Source organism: Caballeronia fortuita (assembly GCF_001544835.2).
GTDB lineage: Bacteria > Pseudomonadota > Gammaproteobacteria > Burkholderiales > Burkholderiaceae > Caballeronia > Caballeronia fortuita.
In genome coordinates this window covers 85,992-93,108 of the sequence record NZ_FCNX02000024.1, presented here as the reverse complement: position 1 = coordinate 93,108, position 7,117 = coordinate 85,992, and the positions used below count along the sequence as shown (strand labels likewise).

Genomic DNA, 7,117 nt, shown 5'->3' with positions numbered 1-7,117 from the left:
GAGAGGACTCGAACCTCCACGGTGTTGCCACCGCTAGGACCTGAACCTAGTGCGTCTACCAATTCCGCCACCTGGGCAAGGGTGCGTGTGCAGCAAAGATCGCCATTATAGCGGCCCGGCGGCGACTGTCAAGCATTTCGATGCGATGCGCGCATTCGTGCGTCAGCGCCCGCGCGAGCCGCGCCGGATCGGTCGGCAGGCCCCGTGGCGCTTAAAAGACGGGTGTTAGAATGACTCGCGACGATGACCGCAGTATTGGTTGCAAAGCACCGCAAAAGTCCCATCCAACGAGAAAAATCACGACTACGCCCTTGAGCAAATATCCGTATCCGATTCCGAGCCGCGAAGAAATTCTCGGCGTGCTGCGCACGAGCGAGACACCGCATGCCGCGAACGACATCGCCGAGGCGCTGTCGATCAAGCGCCAGGAGCGCGAAGGATTTTTCAAGCGACTGGCGGCAATGGAACGCGACGGGCAGATCCGCCTCGACAAGCGCGGCCACTATCAACTCACGCATCCTTCGAATTTCGTTGCCGGTCGCGTGCAAGGACATCGCGACGGCTTCGGCTTCCTGATCCGTGACGACGGCCAGGACGATCTCTTCCTTCCTAACGGCGAAATGCAGAAGGTCATGCACAACGATCGCGTGCTCGCGCGCATCGTCGGCTATGACCGGCGCGGGCGGCCGGAAGGGCATATCGTCGAGGTGACGGACCGCGCGAACAAGCGCGTCATCGGGCGGCTCGTCAATGAGAACGGCGCGCTCATTCTAGTGCCCGAAGACAAGCGCATCGGCCACGACATTCTCATCACGCAGAATCCGAAGAAGGCGAAGGTCGGGCAGGTCGTATCCGTCGATCTGACAGATTTTCCGAGCCGCCATTCGCAGCCGCTCGGGCGCGTGGCCGAAGTGATCGGCGATATCGACGATCCCGGCATGGAAATCGAGATCGCGGTGCGCAAATACGGCGTGCCGCACCAGTTCAGCGATGCCGCGCTCGCCGCAGCCGCGAAGCTGCCCGACGAAGTGCGCCCGGTCGACATTCGCCATCGCGTGGATCTGCGCGACGTGCCGCTCGTCACCATCGACGGCGAAGACGCGCGCGATTTCGACGACGCCGTGTATTGCGAACCGGTCACCGTCGGCCGCGGCCAGGGCTTTCGCCTGCTGGTCGCGATCGCGGACGTGTCGCATTACGTGCGGCCGAACGAAGCACTGGACGTCGACGCGCTCGATCGCAGCACGTCGGTGTATTTCCCGCGCCGCGTGATTCCGATGCTGCCGGAGAAGCTCTCGAACGGTCTGTGCTCGCTGAATCCGCATGTCGATCGCTGCGTGCTCGTGTGCGACATGGTCATCACCGCGCGCGGCGAGATCAAGGCGTATCAGTTCTATCCGGGCGTGATGCACTCGGCGGCGCGCCTCACGTACACCGAAGTCGCGGCCGTGCTCACCAACACGAAGGGCCCGGAAGCTGCGAAGCGCGCCGATCTCCTGCCGCAATTGCAGAACCTGTACGGCGTCTTCAAGTCGCTGCACGCGGCGCGCCAGAAGCGCGGCGCGATCGATTTCGACACGACCGAGACGTACATCGTCGTGAACTCGCAGGGCAAGATCGAGCAGATCGTGCCGCGTCATCGCAACGACGCGCATCGGCTGATCGAGGAATGCATGCTGGCCGCGAACGTCTGCGCGGCGGATTTTCTGAAGCGCAACAAGCATCCGGGTCTGTATCGCGTGCACGCGGGGCCGACGGAAGAGAAGCTCGAGAACCTGCGCACGTTTCTGCGCGGCGTCGGCCTGACGCTGACAGGCGGCGACAAGCCGCACGCGAGCGATTACGCCGCGTTGATCGCGCAGATCCGCGACCGGCCCGACGCGCAGATGTTGCAGTCGATGGTGCTGCGCTCGATGCAGCAGGCGGTGTACAGCCCGGACAACATCGGTCACTTCGGCCTCGCGTATGAAGCTTACGCGCACTTCACGAGTCCGATCCGGCGCTATCCCGATCTGCTCACGCATCGGGCGATCTACGCGATATTGCAGGGCAAGAAGTATCTGCCGGACATCGGTCACGATGTATCGCTGAGCACGGGCCTCACGAAAGCCGCACGCGAACTGCAGAAATCGGACGACACCGCCCGCGGCCGCGCGCGCAACAGCGTCGCGATCTGGGAAGAGCTCGGCCTGCATTGCTCGTCGAACGAACGCCGCGCCGACGAAGCCTCGCGCGACGTCGAAGCGTGGCTCAAGTGCTACTTCATGCGCGACAAGCTCGGCGAAGAATACGGCGGCATGGTGAACGGCGTGACGTCGTTCGGCATTTTCGTGCAGCTCGATTCGCTTTTCATCGAAGGGCTCGTGCACGTGACCGAGCTCGGCTCGGATTACTTCCAGTACGACGAGATCAAGAACGAATTGCGCGGCGAGCGCACCGGCATTCGCTACCGGATGTCGGATCGCGTGCGCGTGCAGGTCGGCCGCGTCGATCTCGATGCGCGCAAGATCGATTTCCGGCTCGTGCGCGATACGCCGGTGAAGCCGCCGTCGCCGCGTCCGTCGCCGGGTGCGGGCGATGCCGCGAGCGCGGGCAATGGCGCAGGACCGCGCATTCGCCCGTTCGCCGACAACGACGCGCCGAGCACGCGCGCACGCGGCGGCACGAAAAAGGGCGCATCGTCCGCGGTGGGCCCGCGCGGCGGCGCGGCGAAGAAGCGCGGGGCGGCGTCGAAATCCGCGTCGCAGGGACGCCCGGCGCGCAAGAAACGTTAGGGCGGCCCAACAGGCAGCCGCCATGAACACGCGCGGTCCGATGCTTCGTGCTTCGGACCGCGTCGTGCTTTTCAAGTTTTCATCGAAGGTTCGAATCAGCCATGTCACGTCTTAAGGTTCTATACGGTTTTCACGCGGTGACCGCGCGTTTGCGCGCGGATGCATCGTCGATCGAGGAGGTGCTGTACGACCCGACGCGCAAGGATCGGCGCATGCAGGATTTCCTGCGGACCGCGAAGGAAGCGGGCGTGCGTCTGATCGCGGCCGACGAAGGCCGTCTCTGGGGTCTGTCGGGCAACGTGCAGCATCAGGGCGTGGTAGCGCGCGCGCAGGATTTGCCGCTCGCGCAGAATCTGGCTGAACTGCTCGATGGCATTTCCGGCACGCCGTTGCTGCTGGTGCTCGACGGCGTCACCGATCCGCATAATCTCGGCGCGTGTCTGCGCGTCGCGGATGCGGCGGGCGCGCATGCGGTGATCGCGCCGCGCGATCGTTCGGCGGGCCTGAACGCGACCGCGGCGAAGGTCGCGAGCGGGGCGGCGGAGAGCGTGCCGTACATCACGGTGACGAATCTGGCGCGCGCGCTTCGTGAGTTGAAGGACGCCGGCGTCTGGGTGATCGGCACGGCGGGCGAAGCGACGGCGTCGCTCTATGAGACGAAGCTCGATGGCCCGGTGGCGATCGTCGTCGGCGCGGAAGGCGAGGGCATGCGCCGTCTGACACGCGAGACGTGCGACGAGATCATGAATATCCCGATGGCCGGAACGGTCGAAAGTCTTAATGTGTCGGTGGCGAGCGGCGTCTGCCTGTTCGAGGCGGTGCGGCAGCGGGGGGTGAAGAAGTAAGCAAGGACGCCTGCAATCCCTATCGGCATGAAGAAAGCGCTAACCCTGGCCGCGACGATCTCGGCCTGCCTCCTCACCGCCTGCACCACCACCATGCAAGACCGCGCCACCTACATCGTCGACACGCAATACCACGCGAAAAACGCCGATTCCCGCATCCGTTTCCTCGTGATGCACTACACGGAAATCGACGAGGCGCAATCCCTCGCGGTGCTTACCGGCAACCAGGTCAGCGTGCACTACGTCGTCCCGGATGCCCCGCGCATCGAAAAAGGGGAGCCGGTCGTCTATCAACTGGTGCCGGAAGACAAGCGCGCGTGGCATGCGGGCGTGAGTTCGTGGCAGGGCGCGACGGAATTGAACGCATCGTCGATCGGCATCGAGAACGTGAATCTCGGCCCGATCGGCCCGCTCACCGACGGCAAATGGCAGCCGTATCCGCCCGCGCAGGTCGACGCGCTCATCAAGCTATCGCGCGATATCGTCGCGCGCTACAACCTTCCGCCGACGCGCATCGTCGGTCATAGCGATATCGCGCCGCAGCGCAAGATCGATCCCGGCCCGCTTTTTCCGTGGCGTGCGCTGTACGACGCCGGCGTGGGCGCATGGCCAGACGACGTAACCGTCGCCGCGCATCTCGCCGGGCGCAATCCCAAAGCGCCCGCCGACGTGCGCGCGTTGCAGGAAAAGCTAAAGCGTTACGGCTACGAGGTCGCGACCGACGGCGTGCTCGACGACAAGACGCGCCGCGTCTTCAGCGCCTTCCAGATGCACTTCCGCCCAAGCGACTACGCGGGCGACGCGGACGCCGAAAGCGACGCCATCGCCCAGGCCTTGCTCGATAAATACTTCTCCCAATGAACGAATATTTCCTGCCGCTGCGCGCCATCCACATGACGTGCGCGGCCCTCTCGATCGCCGGCTTCGTGCTGCGCTGGATCTGGATGCTGACGGACTCGCGCCTTCTCACCGCGCGGGCGGCGAAAATCCTGCCGCATATCGTCGATACGCTGCTGCTCGCAAGCGCCGTCGCGCTCGTCGCGATCATCGGGTTCTCCCCAAACGCCGCGTGGCTCGGCGCGAAGATCGCCGGTCTCGTCGTCTATATCGTGCTCGGCACGCTGGCGCTCAAGCGCGGCCGCACGAAAGCTGCGCGCGCCGTCTACGGCGTGCTGGCCATCATCGTGTTCGCGTTCATCGCGTCGGTGGCGCGCACGCACGATCCGCTCGGCTTCCTGCACGCGATCGCGTGATGTGCACGAACCGTGCGGCCCCATCGCGCGCTTCGCTAAAATCTTAGTTTTCTCCGATAAAGCAGCACCGCTCCCATGACTCAAGACGAACTCAAGCAACTCGTCGGCCAGGCCGCCGCCGACTACGTGAACGCGAACGTGCCCGAAGGCGCGATCATCGGCGTCGGCACCGGATCGACGGCCAACTGCTTCATCGACGCCATCGCGAAAACGAAGGCGCGGTATCGCGGCGCGGTATCGAGTTCGCTCGCGACCACGGCGCGGCTCGAAGCGCACGGCTTCAAGGTGTTCGATCTGAACGACATCGAAACGCTCTCCATCTATGTCGACGGCGCCGATGAAATCGACGCGAGCGGCGCGATGATCAAAGGCGGCGGCGGCGCGCTCACGCGCGAGAAGATCGTCGCATCGGTGGCGGACGTGTTCGTGTGCATCGCCGATGCCAGCAAGCGCGTGCCGGTAATGGGCACGTTTCCGTTGCCCGTCGAAGTCGTGCCGATGGCGCGCACCGCAATCGGCCGCAAGCTCGCCGCGCTCGGCGGCGTGCCGATCGTGCGCGTGACGAAAGACGGCGCGCCGTACATCACGGACAACGGTAACGAGATCATCGACGTGAAGGGCTTGTCGATCACCGATCCGCGCGCGCTCGAAGCGCAGATCAACGCGTGGCCAGGCGTCGTGACGGTGGGGCTCTTCGCCGCGCGCGGCGCGAATCTCTGCCTGCTCGGCACGGAAAACGGCGTCGAGCGGATCGACTACAAGTAAAAACAAAGCCCGGCGATGCAGGCATCGCCGGGCTTTTTACCGTCGCGTCGATCAGTACGCGTTGCGTCCGATGAATCCCTTGAACATCGTCATAGCGACGATCTTGATGTCGAACCAGAACGACCAGTTGTGAATGTAGAAGAGGTCGAACTTCACGCGGCTCTGCATCTTCTCGACCTTCTCCGTCGCGCCGCGATAGCCGTTCACCTGCGCCCAGCCCGTGATGCCCGGCTTGATGCGATAGCGGAACATGTAGCCGTAGACGAGATCCTTGTAGAGGTCGTCGTGCTCGATCGCGTGCGGGCGCGGGCCGACCACCGACATATGCCCGAACAGCACGTTGAGGAACTGCGGCAGCTCGTCGAGGCTCGTGCGCCGCAGGAACGCGCCGACCTTCGTCACGCGCGGATCGTTGCGCGTCGCCTGCGTGACCTGTCCGTGTTCGCGATGCACGCCCATCGAACGGAACTTGTAGATGCGGAACGGCCGGCCGTCCGCGCCCTTGCGGTGCTGCGTGAAGAACACGGGACCCTGCGAGGTCGCCTTCACGGCAATGGCGATCGCGATCATCAGCGGCGAAAGCGCGAGCAGCGCGGCTGCGGCGAACAGGCGATCGAACAGCATCTTCGGCCACATCTGCAGCGTATGGACCGGTGAGGTCGTCAGATTGATGGTCGCGAGGCCGGCGACATCGGTCATCGAATGATTGAAGAGCGAGATGCTGCGCGTGTCCGGAATCAGCCGGAGATTCACGAAATCGTGCCGCAGCGCGTGCACGAAGCGGTAGATCGTGTGCTCCTGCGACAGCGGTAACGCGAGCCACACTTCGTTGATGTCGTCGGTGCGCACTTTCTCGACGAGCTCGTCGAAATCGTTCAGCACGGGCAAACGATTGCCTCCCATGCCGATTGCAGTCGTCGGCGTGGGCATGCCGCTGATGCCGCTCGCGTGGAGCTCTTCGTCGCCGGTGGTGTCGAGAATGCACACGGGCGTGAAGCCTTGCTCGGGCGTGCTGCACAGATGCGCGAGCAGCGTGCGCGAGAAACCTTGCGCGCCGACGATCGCCACCGTGCGCTGGTTCAGGCCTTGTCCGCGCATCAGGCGCAGTCCCGAATACACGATCAGCTTCGCCGCAATGATGAGCGCGCCGCAGATGATCGTGGAGTACGCGAACCAGAGCCGCGACACCGAATCCATACGATGCAGCGTGAATGCCAGCACGAGGCCGCCCGCGACGACCGCCATCCACGCCAGCGTGACGCGCGCGAGCATCATGGCGAACGGCTTGCCGCGCCAGGTTTCGTATACGCCGAATGCGGGGAAGAGCAGGAGAGCGAGCGCGGAATTGAACGCGATCAGCAGCCTTTCAATATCGCTGACGTCCAGCGACGAGAAGCGTACTTCATGTGCGATCAATCCGCCCGCGACGATGAGACAGACATCCAGACAGCGTGCGAGCCATGAGAACAGGTCGTGGTTT

At 64.2% G+C, this 7,117-nt stretch carries 6 protein-coding genes; 5 read left to right on the top strand and 1 reads right to left on the bottom strand.

Going from position 1 to position 7,117, the window contains the following annotated elements:
- The first annotated feature begins 311 nt into the window (after positions 1-311).
- From rnr to rpiA, 5 genes are all read left to right on the top strand, one after another.
- Entirely contained in the window at positions 312-2,774 is a 2,463-nt protein-coding gene (gene rnr / locus AWB77_RS32085) for a ribonuclease R (protein WP_061138470.1), read from the top strand.
- Positions 2,775-2,875: 101 nt separating this feature from the next.
- A complete protein-coding gene (gene rlmB, locus AWB77_RS32080) occupies positions 2,876-3,619 on the top strand; it encodes a 23S rRNA (guanosine(2251)-2'-O)-methyltransferase RlmB (protein WP_061138469.1) in 744 nt (247 codons plus the stop codon).
- Positions 3,620-3,646: 27 nt separating this feature from the next.
- The gene (locus AWB77_RS32075; RefSeq protein ID WP_061138468.1) at positions 3,647-4,480 is read left to right on the top strand and encodes an N-acetylmuramoyl-L-alanine amidase; all 834 of its coding nucleotides are present in this window, start codon (positions 3,647-3,649) and stop codon (positions 4,478-4,480) included.
- On the top strand, positions 4,477-4,872 hold the full coding sequence (locus AWB77_RS32070; RefSeq protein ID WP_061138467.1) for a SirB2 family protein: 396 nt from the start codon (positions 4,477-4,479) through the stop codon (positions 4,870-4,872). The genes AWB77_RS32075 and AWB77_RS32070 overlap by 4 nt, the downstream gene beginning before the upstream one ends.
- 75 nt (positions 4,873-4,947) lie before the next feature.
- Positions 4,948-5,637: a ribose-5-phosphate isomerase RpiA gene (gene rpiA / locus AWB77_RS32065; RefSeq protein WP_061138466.1), complete on the top strand. Its 690-nt coding sequence runs from the start codon at positions 4,948-4,950 to the stop codon at positions 5,635-5,637.
- Between the two features lie 51 nt (positions 5,638-5,688).
- Here the strand turns inward: rpiA and AWB77_RS32060 are convergent, their stop codons facing one another.
- The gene (locus tag AWB77_RS32060; protein WP_061138479.1) at positions 5,689-7,107 is read right to left on the bottom strand and encodes an undecaprenyl-phosphate glucose phosphotransferase; all 1,419 of its coding nucleotides are present in this window, start codon (positions 7,105-7,107) and stop codon (positions 5,689-5,691) included.
- Positions 7,108-7,117 lie beyond the last annotated feature (10 nt).